This is a genomic window from Roseateles sp. GW821-FHT02E12 (assembly GCF_059421665.1).
Genome location: NZ_JBWKVK010000003.1, coordinates 353034 through 367382, shown reverse-complemented (window position 1 = coordinate 367382; position 14349 = coordinate 353034). Strand labels below are relative to the sequence as shown.

The following is a 14349-nucleotide window of genomic DNA, read 5'->3' as shown; positions in this document are numbered from 1 at the left end:
TACTTTGGTGGGCCCGAGCCCGGCGCGCTGCTAGGAGTCGGCTAAGTGCTTGTTAAGTCTTTGCTAACCCCGCCGCATGCCGCGGTCTGCCTATCATTCGGAGCCGCCCCACTCACTGCCCCACCTTGCCCCAACTCCCGCCCGACTGGGCCGCCCACCTGGAGAGCGGCGTCTCGCACCGTCTTGGCAGCAGCCATGCCGACGGCCAGCCCGAGATTTGCCGCGGGCTGGCCGCGCAGGTGCTGGCCGATGGCCGCGTCGAGGTGCTGCTGGCGGCCGACATCGGCCAGAGCCTGCTGGCCGCCGCGCAGGCCAGCGGCCGCATCGCCTACGTGGCCGCGCAGCCGGGCAGCCACCGCACGCTGCACGTGAAAGGCCTGGACGCCGAGGTCTTTGCCGCAACCACCGCTCACACCCCGCTGTTCGAGCGCTGCCGGGAACGCTTCATCGCCCAGGTGGCGCCCTACGGCTTCACGCGCGAATCCATCATGGCGATCTGGTACGACCTGGACGTGCAGCGCCTGGCCGGCGTTCGCTTCACGCCCAGCGGCGCCTGGGACCAGACCCCCGGCCCCGGCGCCGGCCAAGCCGTGGACTTGATGCCATGAACGACACGACAACTCCCCAAGCCGAGCGCCGGGCGCTCAAGCTGCGCGACGTGCGCCGCCTGCTCGAAGGCGTCATCCCGCCGGCCATGTGCACGGTGGCGGCAGACGGCATGCCACACGTCAACTACCTGTCGCACGCCGAGTACATCGACGACGAGCATGTCGCGCTGACCTACCAGTTCCTCAACCGCAGCCGCGCCAACGTGCTGGCCACCGGCCGTGTGGCGCTGAGCGTGGAGGACCCGATCACCGGCGTCTCGGTGCTGCTGCAGCTGCGCTATGAGCGCACCGACACCGAAGGCCCGGTGTTCGAGCGCCTGCGCGCCAAGCTCGCCGGTATCGCCGCGCAGACCGGCATGGAGAAGGTCTTCCACCTGCGCGGCGCCGACGTCTACCGCGTCGAGTCCCTGCGCAAGCTCGACCCCGTGCATCCGCTGCCAGGGCTGACGCCGCGCTGCGACCTCGCCGCAGGTGTGCGGCACTTGAGCGAGCAGCTGGCCGAGGCTGCCGACCTGCGCAGCCTGCTGCAGGCCTTCACCGATGGCCTGCAGCGCGAGCTGCGCATCACGCACGCCATCGTCTGGTTGCTGGACGAGCAGCGCCAGGGCCTCTACACGCTCGCCAGCATCGGCTACGAGCAGGCCGGCAGCGGCGCCGAGCTGCCGCTTGTCGAGGCCGGCCTCGCGGGTGTTGCGCTGCGCGAGAACGTGCCCATCCGCATCGGCCACATGAGCCAGATGTACAGCTACGGCATGTCCTGGCGCGCCAAGGCCGAGCAACTGGGCCTGCAGGCAGCCATGGCCGACACCATCCCCCTGCCCGGCCTGGCCGCGCCGCGCAGCCAGCTCGCCGTGCCGCTGCGCGCACGCGGACGCACGGTGGGCGCGCTGCTGGTGGAGAGCGAGAACGACCAGTTCTTCAGCTATGACGACGAGGACGCGCTGACGGCCGTCTGCGCCCAGCTTGCGCAAGGGATGGCGTCGCTGCGCACGGCGGAGCTGGTGGAAGAGCCGGTGGCTGCGCCTCCTGCGGCCGGGCATGCAGCTGGCAGTGCACTGCGCGTGCGCCACTACCCGCGCGACCACAGCGTCTTCGTCAACGACCAATACCTCATCAAGGGCGTGGCCGGCGCCATCATCGCCAAGCTCGTGCGCGACCAGATCGACACCGGCCGCGAGGCCTTCAGCACGCGCGAGCTGCGCCTGGCCGGCGGCGACCTGCGCCTGCCCGAGGTGCAGGACAACCTCGGCGTGCGCCTGCTGCTGCTGGAGCGCCGCCTGGCCGAACGCGACTTCGGCCTGCACATCGAGCGCGCCGGGCGAGGCCAGTACCGGCTCGTGGCCGATGGCCCGCTGAGCCTGGCGACAGAGAGTTAGCTTGCGCGACCGGCCCTCCGTGCGCTAACTTCGCGGCAGAGCGCCATCAGCGCGCTCGCCACCAGGGGGTGGGACATGGACTTGGCTCGCACAGGGCCTGCGCAAGCCGCCACCAGGCGCCGGCTGCTCGCCGCCGCACTGGTCAGCTTGGCCGCACCCCGGGCCTTGGCGCTGGAGACCCTTGTCGTCACGGCGGTCAACAAGACCGGCGGCAGTGCCGTGGCAGCCCGGCTGTTGACCGAGATCTACCGCCGCGCCGGCCTGAGCCTGCAGATCGACGTGCTGCCACCGCCGCGTGCCAGCCTGATGACGCTGTCCGACAAGGCCGACGGCGAGCTGATCCGCATCGCGAGCTATGGCCAGATCTACCCTCAGCTGGTGCGCGTGGACCCGAGCTTCTACCGCGTCAGCGTGCGTGCCTATTCGCTACCCGCACGCAGTGCCAGCGTGCAGACACGCGACGATCTGCGGCACTACTCGGTGGGGTCCATCCGCGGCATGGTCTACGTGCAGGAGCTGACCGAGAACCATCCCGCGCTGACGCTGACGCAGAGCCCACCTCAACTCTTTCGCATGCTGGTGGCCGGGCGGCTCGACGTTGCGATCTCCACCACGCTGTCGGCCCAGTCGGCCATGGCCAGCCTGGGTGTCAAGGAACTGGACACCTCACCCGACCTTGCGCGCTTCGACCTCCACCACTACCTGCACATCCGCCACAAGGACCTCGCCCCGCGCATCGGCGACGTCATCCGCCGCATGCGCGACAGCGGTGAGCTGGAGCAGCTGGCGGCCCAGTACGAGGCCGCCGCGCTGCGCGAGTGAAGCTCAGGTGGCCATCAACGATGTCACGCCCGTCTGCCCCGGCTGGTAGAGCCGCAGGCGCACGTGATAGCGCCGCCCCGCGAAGAGCTTGTAGGTGATGCTGGCATTGCGTTCCTCGCCGCTGTCGTCATCGGCGGCCAGGAAGCGGGCCGTGCCGGCCACGTCCTCGAACAGGCCCAGCAGCGTGTCCGACGCGCCCTTGGTGGCGATGGTGTACTTGCGTGACTCGGTGGGCTTGAACAGGTAGTCCACCTGCTGCCCGGCTGCCAGGGTCACGGACACGGCCTTGAAGGCCTCCAGCACGGGCGGCTGCGCCGCCAGCGCCGGGTACCACTTCAGCACCCAGGCCTTGTCGGCCTTGGACAGCTTGCCGGGCGGCACGAGGCCGTTGACGTCGTATTTCTCGGGCTCGTCGATCAGGCCGGGCTCGAACTCGTACTCCATGATGGAGTCGGGGTCCCAGGTCGAACCCTGCACCTGGGCGGTGTCGAGCTTCTCCAGGATGTTGTGGAAGGTGGTCGCACGCGTCCAGCTGTTGGGCGGCTTGCCCAGCGAGGTGTAGACGGCCTCCTCGTGCCACTTGATGCCAGCGAAGGGGTTCTGGTGCTCGTGCTCCATGCCCAGCACATGGCCCAGCTCATGCAGCGCCGTGCCGCGGCCGTAGGTCGTGGTCAGGTCCCAGCCGTAGACGGTGGTGGGCTCGTTGGTAGGCACGCGCAGCACGTCGCGGCCCACGGCGGAAGCCGAGCTGCCCTCGGCCTCGGAGTAGCCGATGCGGACCTCGGCTTCGCTGAGCTGGGTCACCTCCTGGAACACCAGGCCGACACCCACGGCCTTCCATTCGGCGAAGGCGGCGCGCACCGCGTCGGCCTGCTTCTTGGGCACGGCGTAGCGCGAGGTGCCCTTGAAGAAGCAGTAGTGCATGACGGTGCCGTTCAGCCACTTGCCACCGGAGTTGAGGATGGCACGTGCGCGGCGCGGGTCGTTGGCAACCAGCGCCGGCAGCGTCGGCTTGATGCGCGGCGGCGTGCTGCAGAGTGGCTTGGGTGCGGGGCGCGCGACCTGCTTCGAATCGCCCTGCTTGCGAGTGCTTGCCATGGGTTGCCTCCGGCGAGTGGTGCTGCCGATCGCAGCGGTGCAACCAGCATGAACCGGGCGCCGCCGCGGACCAACAACAAACTTGAGGAAGACCCCTAGGTTGTCGCCCGCCGTCAGCCCGCCATCAGCCCGCCGCGATGCACTCGATCTCGACGCGTGCGCCCAGCGCCAGGCCGTTGCAGCCCAGCGCGCTGCGCGCCGGCAGCGGCGTGCTGCCGAAGAACTCGCGGTAGACCTCGTTGAAGGCCGGCCAGTCGGCCATGTCGGCCAGCATGACGGTGCAGCGCACGAGGTGCTGCAGGTCCAGCCCCTGGCCACGCAGCACGGTGCGGATGTTCTCCAGCGTCTGCCGCGCCTCGGCGCGCAGGCCGCCATCGACGAGCTTCAACTGGCCCGGCACGTTGCCCAACTGGCCGGAGAGATAGAGCATGTTGCCGACGCGCACGCCCTCGGGAAACGGCACCGTAGCCGGCACGACCTGGCCGCTGTTGAAACGTTCGATCTGACTCATCGTGGGCTCATCCCCATGGCTTGTTCGAGGGCAGCGGGGTCGAAGACCTGGCCGCCCTTGATGGTGCGGTGGACGCGGCGGATGTCGCTCATCCGCTGCAGCGGGTCGCCGTCGACGAGGATCATGTCGGCCAGCTTGCCCGGCGTGATCGTGCCGCGGTCTTTCTCGACACCGAGCACGCGCGCCGGCACCAGCGTGGCAATGCGCAGCACCTCAGCGTTGGCGATGCCGGCCTGCGCGTACAGCTCCAGCTCGCGGTGCAGGCTGTAGCCGGAGAAGCCGTCGCTGCCCGGCATGATGGTGACGCCGCCATCGTGCAGGCTTTTCAGCATGCGCAGCAGGCCCGGCAGAGCCTGGGCGTAGATGGCCTCCTTGCCGGCGGGCACAGCGACGGCGCCGGACAGCTGGCGGCGCTTCACCACGGTCGGGAAGCGCTGCACCACCGGCCGCAGCGCCGGCGCGGCAAGCGCAGGCTCGCCGGAGAACAGGCCTTCCAGCACCACCATGGTCGGGTCCAGCACGGTCTGGTGCTGGCGCAGGAAGCCGACGAACTCGGCGAAGCGGCCGTCCTTGAAGTCGAACTGCGCGAGCCGGTCGGCCAGCACCGTGTAGCGGTCGCGGGTGCGCGTGTCCTTAACGTCGGGGAAGAAGTTCAGCAGGATGAAGTTCAGGTGCTGGATCTCATCGGCACCGGCCTCGACGAAGGCACGTGCGTAAGTAAAGGCCGGAACATGGCCGCTGACGCGCAGGCCGCGTTCATGCGCGCGGTCTGCCACGGTGGACACGAGCGTCGGGCTGAAGGACGAGTAGATCTTGACCTGGGCGTAGCCGCGGTCGGCGTACCAGTCCACCGCGGCGCGGGCCTTCTCGGGCGTGTCGACCTTCACGTCGGTCGGGCCGGCGAGCGGGCCGATGCCTTCGATGATGCCGGCGAGCGTCACACGCGGGCCCAACTCCGTGCCGGCGTCGAAGCGCTTCACGCGCGCCAGCATGGGCAGGTTGTCGTTGGCCATGTCGCGCGCGCTCGTCACGCCGGCGATCAGGTCGAACACGCCGTGCACGTCGGCGAAATGCTGGTGCACATCCCACAGGCCCGGCATCAGGAAGCGGCCGGCGGCGTCCATCACCTCGGCATCGGCCGGCGCATCCACGTCGGCATCGGGGCCCACGCGCACGATGCGCTCGCCGCGGATCAGCACGCTGGTGCCCGCCCGCGCGCTCAGGGAGACGGGGTCGAACAGGCGTGCGTTGCGGATCAGCAGCGCGCCCTTGGGGCTGTGCGTTTGCTGCTGCGCCAGGCGCGCATGCCAGGCCTCGGCCGCGGCTTGCTGGGCGGCCTGCAGCTTGGGCAAGACCGGCAGCGTCGCCGCCTCCAGCACCTCGAACCAGTCGTCGATGACGCCAGCCGTCTCGCCCTTGTCGTCCAGCCACACGGGCACCGGCGTGAACTCGATGCCGCTGATGCGGTACATCGTCAGCTTGCCCAGCGTGTCGCCCTGCTCCAGCCAGGCCTCGCCGGCGGGCAGCAGCCTGAGCCTGCGGCCGGGCGCCTTCAGCAGCGCACGCGTCAGCACACCCATGAACTCGGGCGGTGGGTTGGCGGGCAGGTAGAAGCCGGACTCGCGCGTCTCGCCCGTCTCGATGCGATTGCTCCAGCGCGCCAGGCCGGCAGCATCGCGGCCAAAGCGCTCGCTGAACTCGACTTTCCAGTAGTCGTTGCCCTTGGCCTCGTAGCTGAGCGGCAGGCCGCGCGCATCGAGCTGCCAGCGCGCCTGGATGACGTCGCCGCGACCGCGGTCATTGAAGCGGTAGTCGGCTGCAGTGACACCGGGCTCGGGGTTCGTCAGCGTCTGCGTACCGGCCGGGTTGCCGTGGATCTGGACCTGGTCGTCGCGCGCGCAGGCAGTGCCGACGACGAAAGCAAGAGCAACGATGAGGGACTTCATTGCCAGGCCTCGTCCATCACACGGCGGAAGTTGCCGCCGAGGATCTTGTCGATGCGCGCCGCGCCGTGGCCGCGCGCCGCCAGCAACTGGGCCAGCTCGATGAACTGCATCGGGCCGCAGAGGTCGGGTAGGAAAAGGCTCACGTCCGGCGTCTCGCCCGGCGCACCGATGCCCATGCTGCGGCGCAGCTCGGTCTCGGCCGCAAGGCTGGCGCGGTAGGCCGCCATGTCGTCGATGGCCGTCGTGCCGCCGTCGGTGCCCAGGCCGACATGGTTTTCGCCGCAGACGTGGATCGCGTGCTCCAAGTGCGTGATCAGGTCAGACGCCAGCGGCTGGCCGGCCAGGCGCAGATAGGGCATGAAGTAGAGGCCGAAGACACCGCCCTTGTCGGCCAGCAGGCGCAGCTCGGCGTCGCTCTTGTTGCGCGGGTGGTCGGCCACCGCGCGGCAGCCGCTGTGCGTGATGGCCAGCGGCCGGCGCGCGATGCGCAGCGTGTCCAGGCAGGTCTGCTCGCTGCTGTGGCTGAGGTCGACGAGCACGCTCTCGGCCTGCAGCCGCTCGACGATCTCGGCGCCGAAGCCGCTCAGGCCGGTGTCGTCAGGCACCGTCGCACCGCAGCCCACGGCGTTGCGGCCGTTGTAGGTGAGCTGGATGACGCGCACGCCGAGGTTGGCGAACAGCGCGACGCGGTCGGCATTGCTGCCCAGCATCTCGGTGTTCTGGAAGCCGTAGATGACACCGATCTGGCCGGCCGCATGCGCGGCGTCGATGTCCGCCGCCGTGTGCACCTTGCGCAGCGCCGCGGGCCGGGCGCGAATGAAGGCATCCCAGCTGGCAATGTCGCCCACCGTCGCCTCGAAAGGCTCGCCGCTGCCGGCCACATGGCCCAGCGTGATGTTGACGGCCGTGAGGCCGGCCGCGCGGGCGTCGTCCAGCGAGCGAGCGTCGACGTTCTGGCCGGTGCTCGTGTAGGCCATGACATTGCGGTCGCCGGCGCTGGGTTGAAGGCGCAGGTTCGGGTTGTCGAGGACACCCAGGGCGTTGATGACGAGGTTCATGATGATTTGGGTTTCAACAGGGGCAACAACAGCAGGCAGCTCAGGCCCACCAGGGCATCCACGCCCAGCGTGGCGGCGTAGCCCCAGTGTTTGACGGCGTAGCCCTGCCAGACGACGCTGTAGGTGATGGACAGGTTGGTGAGCGCCATGTACGCCGCGAACTGCGTGGCCGCCACGGCGGGCTGGGTGATGCCCATGAAGAGGGCCACGCGCGCGCCGTAGATGAAGCCGAACAGCAGGTGGTAGACGAGGACGGCCGCAAAGAAGGCCGTCACCAGCGCCGCCGGTGCGGCCTGGCCCGGCGCCCAGCCGTGGCGCTGCAGCTCGGCCATCAGGTAGACGCCCGGCAGGCTCAGCAGCAGCACGTAGACGGCCATCGCGCGGCGCAGGTTCACGCGATCAGACAGCCAGCCGCCCACGATGCAGGTCACGGCCGTGGCCGCCTGCGAGGCCGTGGCCAGCCAGCCGATCTGCTCGTTGGACAGGCCCAAGTCCACGGCCAGGTTGGCCTGCAGCCCGCGCGACAGCGCCATCGCCGCGATGGGCAGCAGGCCGAACACCAGGCCGGCAAAGGCCAGGCGCGAGCCCAGCAGCGCCCGCAGCGCTTCGCGCAGGAACGCAGCGACCTCATGCGCCACGACCGAGAGCTTGGCGGACCTGCGTTCGGCCGGGGCATGCGCATCCTCGCGCATCGGCAGCACGACCAGGCCCATCACCGCCAGGATGGCCAGCGCGAGCAGGACGATGCTGGCATCGAAGCCGATGCGGCCGATCAGCAGCAGCGCACCGCCGCCCCCGATCAGCACGCCCAGGGACTGGCCGCCAAACATCATGCCGCTGGCGAAGGCGCGCTCATGCTCGGGCAGCGTCGTCACGGCCAGCGCGTCGACCGCCACGTCCTGCACGGCGCCGAACAGGTTGTGCACGACGAGCACCGCCGTGAAGAGGCCGAGCTGAGTGGACATGTCCAGGCTGGTCAGCGCCAGCAGCGTCAGCACCATCATCAGCTGCGCGCAGAGGATCCAGCCGCGCCGTGGCCCGAGGCGGCGCGAAGCGATCAGGTCGACGAAGGGCCCATAGGCCCACTTGAAGGCCCAGGGCAGCAGCACGAAGCCGAGGAAGGCGCCGATCTCGGGCGTGCCCACGCCCTGGCGGCGCAGCTGGGTCGCCACGGTCGTCATCGCGAAACCGATGGGCAGGCCCTCGGTCAGGTACATCAGGAAGAACGCCGCGATGCGCCCTTTGCGGGACGCCAGCAGATTCGGCAGTCGCATCGTTCCTCCGTTGGACCCGACATCCGGGTCGGAAACGATTCTAGAATTTCGTTCTAATGAACAAGCCCCGTGGTTCTACTGCCCTGGATGCCGTGCTGGCGCAGGCCTGGCCCGGCGAGCGCGGCGCCAGCCGGCGCGCCGTGCTGCGCCATGCGCTGACCTGCTTCAACGCCACCGGCATCGAGGCCGCCACCATCGAGGACCTGCGCAGCGGCAGCGGCCAGAGCGTGGGCACGATCTACCACCACTTCCGCAACAAGGAGGGCGTGGCCGCGGCGCTGTTCTTCGCCGGCTTCGACGACCAGAGCCGCGCGATTGCCGAGCGCACCGCCGCCACGCCGGACGCGCATGCCATGGTGGCAGCGCTGGTGGCGGCCTACGTGGACTGGGTGACGGCCCAGCCCGAGCTGGCGGCTTTTCTATTCATGGCGCGCGAGACCATCGCCCAGGGGCCGCATGGCAACGAGCTGCGCGAACGGCTGGAGGCGCGCTACGCACCCATCGACGCCCGCCTGGCCGAAGGCGTGCGCGCCGGCCTCATCAACGAGCTGCCCAGCGAACTCATCCCCGCGCTGGTGCTGGGCGGTGCGGAGTCCTACTGCCGCGGCTGGCTCGCCGGGCGGCGCCACGCCAAACCCACGGCCTATGCCGGGCTGCTGGCCGAGGCGGCCTGGCGCAGCATTGCAGCGCCGGCCGGCTGAGCCAAACAAAAGCCCCGAACGTCAGCGACGCCGGGGCTTGTTCTCAAGGCGCCCACGGCGCCACAGCTCTCAGAACGCGCGTCGGCGGGTAGCGGCCAAGCCGACCAGGGCTGCAGCGACCAGCAGCAGCGAGCCAGGCTCGGGCAAGGGGAGCGGCAGGCCACGCGTAACGACGACGAGTTGCGTGCCATTGGTCGGCGCGGTGCCGGCGCCGTTGAAGTAGCGGGTATCGCCGACCGTGCCCGAGGCGTCTTGAGCGCCGACCGTCAGCAGGCCGCCACTTCCTGCCGTCACCCCGCTGTAGACAAAGCTGATGTCCTCACCCGGGTGCGTGTCGGTGTTGACGCCGATCCAGGCCTCGAAGGTATTGGTGCCGGAGCCATCGGCGTTTGCCACATGGTCCCAATCGACAACGATCCACGTGTCCGAGCCATCGGTCAACGCGGCGACCCTGATGCTGCCGCCAGCAGTCGGATTGAGGTCGCTCCAGAAGGGTGCCAGCATGTTGTGCGGCGCGGCCCCACTGGGCAAGGCTGTATTCACGGACTGGACGTCTGCCGACGTGCCACCGCCGATGACGATGTAGCCATTGCTGACGACGCCGATCTGGCTCCAGCTCTGACCACCAAAGCTGAAGCTCGGCACGTTGAAGTTGATGATGGTTTCATCACCCATGCCCGCGAGCGGAGGGACACCGAACAGAGACAGGCCCAGATACCCCCCAGCAGGCGATACGCCCGGGCTGACGATGACGGCAGCCGCCTGGGCGCCCGCGCTGACCAAGGCGACGACCAACACGGCCATGATTTGGTGGACGATCCGCTTCAAGTGAGTCATGAGACGCTCCGACAGTTGGAGCCTCGCTGAAAGCAACTTACACGCCGCGTGCGGCAAGTGCTTGTCGCAATGGCGCTTTCCGTTGGAATACCAAGGACGGGCGGCAGGGCTGTAAGGCGGGCCGACAGCTCCTGATCCCTCCCAGGGGTAAACCATGGGCCAATAAATGAACCAGCTAAGCTATCTTTATTGAACCGCTGTTTCATTTTTAGATCGTGACCCCTTCCACTGCGCCCGGCCACCGGCCGGTGTCGATTGCTGCCCTGGGCGAATGCATGCTGGAGCTGCAAGGCCAGGCCTTCGGCCAACTGCGCCAGAGCTTCGGCGGCGACACGCTGAACACCGCCGTCTACCTGGCCCGCTGCGGCGGCCCGGCGCTGCGGGTGCATTACGCAACGGCGCTGGGCGATGACAGCCTCAGCACCGGCCTCGTGGAGCGCTGGGCGGCGGAGGGTGTGCAGACAGGCCTGGTGCAGCGCCTGCCCGGGCGGCTGCCGGGGCTCTACCTGATCGAGCTGGACGAAGGCGGCGAGCGGCGCTTTCACTACTGGCGCGGCCAGGCGGCGGCGCGGTCCTATTTCGACACCGCCGCCACGGCGCTGGAGGATCAGGCCGACGCGCTGGACGCCCTCTATCTGTCGGGCATCAGCCTGGCCATCCTGCCGCCGGCCGGCCGGGAGCGCGTGCTGGCGCTGATGACGCGCATGCGCGCCAACGGCAAGGTCGTCGCCTTCGACAACAACTTCCGCCCGCGGCTGTGGGACTCCGCGGCCGATGCGCGCTACTGGTATGGCCGTGCCTTCGCCGCGTCGACCGTGGCCTTGATCACCGCCGACGACCACCAGGCCCTGCACGGCCTGCCCGACCTGGCCTCCGCCGTCAGCGCGGCCCAGGCGCTGCCGGTGGACGAGATTGCCATCAAGCGCGGCGCGCTGTCTGCCATCGTCGGCGGCAGCGGTGCCTGGCAGGAGGTGGCCACCGAGACCGTGCCGCGCGTCGTCGACACGACGGCCGCCGGTGACTCCTTCGCCGCCGGCTACCTCAGCCAGCGCCTGCGCGGCACCGCGCCCGCCGAGGCCGCGGCCTTCGGCAACCGGCTCGCGGCCCGGGTCATCCAACATCCCGGCGCGCTGATCCCGCGTGAGGCCATGCAAGACCTTCTCCAAGGCTGAACCCCATGCGAACCCTCTGGACCCTGGCGCTGACCGCCACCGTCGGCCTGTGCCACGCCGAGGGCAACGCACCTCTGCACCCCGCCACCTACGTGCACGCCGGCTGGGCGCAAACCACCGGCGGCCAGGGCGGCAAGATCATCCGCGTGACAACGCTGGCCACAGACGGCCCGGGCAGCCTGAAAGCGGCGCTGGACACACCCGGCCCGCGCATCGTCGTCTTCGAGGTGGGCGGTGTCATCGACCTGGGCGGCAAGAGCTGGAAGCTGCGTGAAGGCAAGGTCACCATCGCCGGCCAGACGGCGCCCGACCCCGGCATCACCCTCGTCAAGGGCGAGCTGGAGGTGTTCGCCCGGGACGTGATCCTGCAGCACATCAGCATCCGCCCCGGTGCCTACGGGCGGCCCAAGCGCAGCGGCAACGACCACGACGGCCTGTCCACCTCCGACGGCGCGGCGCGCGTCATCGTGGACCACTGCAGCTTCTCCTGGGCCACCGACGAAAACCTGTCGGCCGGCGGCAAGCGCTTCAACGGCGCCACGCCGGCCGACTGGCGCGAGAGCACCTCGCACGCCCTCACCTACAGCCACAACCTCATCTACGAGGGCCTGGGCGAGGCGGTGCACATCAAGGGCGACCACAGCAAGGGCAGCCTCATCCACGACAACGTCTCGCAGATCCTGCTGCTGGGCAATGTCTACGCGTCCAACCGCGAGCGCAACGCGCTGTTCAAGGGCGGCGTGTGGGGCGCGATGGTCAACAACCTGATCTACAACCCCGGCGCACGCGCCGTGCACTACAACCTGATCGCCCACGAGTGGGTCGGCCAGCCCTACCAGACCGGCAAGATCACGCTGGCCGGCAACGTCTACCGCGCCGGCCCCGGCACGGTACTGGGCCTGCCGCTGTTCACGCTGGGCGGCGTGGGCGATGTGCAGCTCTTCGAGCAGGACAACATGGCGGTCGACCGCAACGGCCTGCCGCTGCCCCTCACCGGCCGCTACACCACCAGCCCCGCGCAGATCATTCCGACGCGCGAGCCCTATCTGCCGCCCGGCCTGACATGGCTGGCCCCACGCGAGCTGGAGCGCCTGCTGCCGCTTTACGTCGGCTCGCGGCCCTGGGCGCGCGACCCGCTGGACTTCAAGCAACTGTCCGACATCGCCGAGGACCGCGGCACGCTCATCGACGACGAGACCCAGAACAACCCCGACGGCCTGCCCAGGCGCAAGGCCACGCAGCGTGCGTTTGTGGAGACCGACTGGAACCTGACCGACATGAGTCCCAAGGCCGGTTGGCAATCGCTGTTCACTCAGGTCTCGAAATGAGTTTGCTACGCCGCGAGCTGCTTGCATTGCTTGCGGCGCCTCCGGCCTTCGCTGCCCCTGATTGCAGCGATGCGCCAGGCCAGCCTTATCTGCCACCGTGCAAACCGTGGCCGAAGGGCATCGAAGGCCAGCGCAAGGCCGACATGGGCGATGGCAACTACGTCAACCCGGTGTTGGCCGGCGACCGCCCCGACCCCACGGTGCTGAAGGACGGCAGCGACTACTACCTGACCCACTCCAGCTTCGAGGCCGTGCCGGGGCTGCTGATCTGGCACTCGCGCGACCTCGTCAACTGGCAGCCGGTGGCCAACGCGCTGAACGAGGCCGTCGGCAGCGTCTGGGCGCCGGACCTGTGCAAGCACGGCGGTCGCTACTACCTCTACCTGCCGGTCAAGGCCGCGCCGAACGACATCCTCGTCACCTGGGCCGACCGCATTGAAGGGCCTTGGTCCAAGCCCGTGGCCCTTGGGTTGTCCAAGCACATCGACCCGACGCATGTCGCCGGCGAAGACGGTCAGCGCTGGCTCTACCTGAGCGGCGGCGACCGCGTGCGCCTCAGCGCCGACGGCCTCAAGGTCGCCGGCCCCATCGAGCATGTCTACGACCCCTGGCGCTATCCCGAAGACTGGGACGTCGAGAGCTTCTCGCCCGAGGGCCCCAAGATGCTGCGCCACGGCGGCTGGTGGCACATGCTGCTGGCCGTGGGCGGCACGGCCGGGCCGCCGACCGGGCACATGGTCATCGCCGCGCGCAGCCGCACGCTGGAGGGCCCCTGGGAGCAGGCGCCGCACAACCCGCTGATGCGCACACGTTCGCCACGCGAACGCTGGTGGTCGCGCGGGCATGGCAGCCTGGTGCAGGGGCCGGACGGCGGCTGGTGGATGCTGTATCACGGCTACGAGAACAGCTTTCACACGCTGGGCCGCCAGATGCTGCTGGCGCCAGCGCGCTTCAGCGTCGATGGCTGGTTCCATGTCGATGCTGATGATGGCGTGCCTCTGCCCATGCCCGCCAGCCCCAAGGGCGGCAAGGCGCTGCCACATGGGCTGGCCCTGTCGGACGACTTTGCGGGCAGCACGCTGAAGGCCCACTGGCAGTTCCTTAGCGGCAGCGGCCAGATGCCCCGCGCCCGCGTGGCCGGCGGCAAGCTGCACCTCACCGCCACCCCTGGCAAGGGCCCGGGCGAAAGCGCACCGCTGGGCTTCATCCAGGGCGACCCGGCCTTCGAGCTGGAGTTCGACCTCGAGGTCGACGAAGGCGTGCAGGCCGGCGTCGTTATGTTCTACAGCGCCAAGCTGTACGCCGGCATGGGCGCCAACGCCCGCAGCTTCCAGCTGCACCGCTACGGGCAGGACATCCGCGCCGTGCCCAAGCCCACCGGCATCGCGCGCAGGATGCAGCTCAAGCTGCGCTGCGTGCGCCACGTGCTCACCCTCTTCAGCCGCGCCGACGCAAGCCAAGCCTGGGCCAAGTTCCCGGTGCAGATGGACGTCAGCGGCTACCACCACAACACGGCAGGCGGTTTCGCCAGCCTGCGCCCGGCGATCTACGCTGCGGGCCAGGGCGAAGCACGCTTCTCGAACCTGCGCTATCGCGCCCTCGACTGAAGGAGACAACC

At 69.4% G+C, this 14349-nt stretch carries 13 protein-coding genes; 7 read left to right on the top strand and 6 right to left on the bottom strand.

Annotation, left to right across the window (positions count from 1 at the left end):
• The first annotated feature begins 125 nt into the window (after positions 1-125).
• The 3 genes from AC07V5_RS19600 (at position 126) to AC07V5_RS19590 (ending at position 2806) form a co-directional block, all read left to right on the top strand.
• A complete protein-coding gene (locus tag AC07V5_RS19600) occupies positions 126-608 on the top strand; it encodes a hypothetical protein (protein ID WP_495117386.1) in 483 nt (160 codons plus the stop codon).
• Positions 605-1984, top strand: coding sequence for a GAF domain-containing protein (locus AC07V5_RS19595; protein WP_495117385.1), 1380 nt, complete (start codon positions 605-607; stop codon positions 1982-1984). Before AC07V5_RS19600 ends, AC07V5_RS19595 begins: the two co-directional genes overlap by 4 nt.
• Positions 1985-2059: 75 nt before the next feature.
• On the top strand, positions 2060-2806 hold the full coding sequence (locus AC07V5_RS19590) for a substrate-binding periplasmic protein (RefSeq protein WP_495117384.1): 747 nt from the start codon (positions 2060-2062) through the stop codon (positions 2804-2806).
• A 3-nt stretch (positions 2807-2809) separates the two neighbouring features.
• Here AC07V5_RS19590 and AC07V5_RS19585 read toward each other — a convergent pair whose 3' ends face one another.
• From AC07V5_RS19585 to AC07V5_RS19565, 5 genes are all read right to left on the bottom strand, one after another.
• Complete coding sequence (locus tag AC07V5_RS19585) at positions 2810-3904, bottom strand: zinc metalloprotease (protein ID WP_495117383.1); 1095 nt, start codon at positions 3902-3904, stop codon at positions 2810-2812.
• A 124-nt stretch (positions 3905-4028) separates the two neighbouring features.
• A complete protein-coding gene (locus AC07V5_RS19580) occupies positions 4029-4415 on the bottom strand; it encodes a RidA family protein (RefSeq protein ID WP_495117382.1) in 387 nt (128 codons plus the stop codon).
• The gene (locus AC07V5_RS19575) at positions 4412-6361 is read right to left on the bottom strand and encodes an amidohydrolase family protein (protein WP_495117381.1); all 1950 of its coding nucleotides are present in this window, start codon (positions 6359-6361) and stop codon (positions 4412-4414) included. The genes AC07V5_RS19580 and AC07V5_RS19575 overlap by 4 nt, the downstream gene beginning before the upstream one ends.
• Positions 6358-7419, bottom strand: coding sequence for a dipeptidase (locus AC07V5_RS19570; protein ID WP_495117380.1), 1062 nt, complete (start codon positions 7417-7419; stop codon positions 6358-6360). The genes AC07V5_RS19575 and AC07V5_RS19570 overlap by 4 nt, the downstream gene beginning before the upstream one ends.
• On the bottom strand, positions 7416-8693 hold the full coding sequence (locus AC07V5_RS19565) for an MFS transporter (RefSeq protein ID WP_495117379.1): 1278 nt from the start codon (positions 8691-8693) through the stop codon (positions 7416-7418). Before AC07V5_RS19565 ends, AC07V5_RS19570 begins: the two co-directional genes overlap by 4 nt.
• A gap of 56 nt (positions 8694-8749) precedes the next feature.
• On the opposite strand from AC07V5_RS19565, the gene AC07V5_RS19560 reads away from it, so the two are divergent.
• Positions 8750-9394: a TetR/AcrR family transcriptional regulator gene (locus tag AC07V5_RS19560; RefSeq protein ID WP_495117378.1), complete on the top strand. Its 645-nt coding sequence runs from the start codon at positions 8750-8752 to the stop codon at positions 9392-9394.
• Between the two features lie 69 nt (positions 9395-9463).
• Here AC07V5_RS19560 and AC07V5_RS19555 read toward each other — a convergent pair whose 3' ends face one another.
• Positions 9464-10231 (bottom strand): PEP-CTERM sorting domain-containing protein, encoded by a 768-nt coding sequence (locus tag AC07V5_RS19555; RefSeq protein ID WP_495117377.1) that lies wholly within the window; start codon positions 10229-10231, stop codon positions 9464-9466.
• 215 nt (positions 10232-10446) lie between these two features.
• Between AC07V5_RS19555 and AC07V5_RS19550 the strand changes: the two genes are divergently transcribed.
• From AC07V5_RS19550 to AC07V5_RS19540, 3 genes are read left to right on the top strand one after another with little or no spacing between them, the layout of a single operon-like run.
• The gene (locus AC07V5_RS19550; RefSeq protein ID WP_495117376.1) at positions 10447-11403 is read left to right on the top strand and encodes a sugar kinase; all 957 of its coding nucleotides are present in this window, start codon (positions 10447-10449) and stop codon (positions 11401-11403) included.
• Positions 11404-11408: 5 nt separating this feature from the next.
• On the top strand, positions 11409-12731 hold the full coding sequence (locus tag AC07V5_RS19545; protein ID WP_495117375.1) for a pectate lyase family protein: 1323 nt from the start codon (positions 11409-11411) through the stop codon (positions 12729-12731).
• Entirely contained in the window at positions 12728-14338 is a 1611-nt protein-coding gene (locus tag AC07V5_RS19540) for a family 43 glycosylhydrolase (RefSeq protein WP_495117374.1), read from the top strand. Before AC07V5_RS19545 ends, AC07V5_RS19540 begins: the two co-directional genes overlap by 4 nt.
• The last annotated feature ends 11 nt before the right edge of the window (positions 14339-14349 follow it).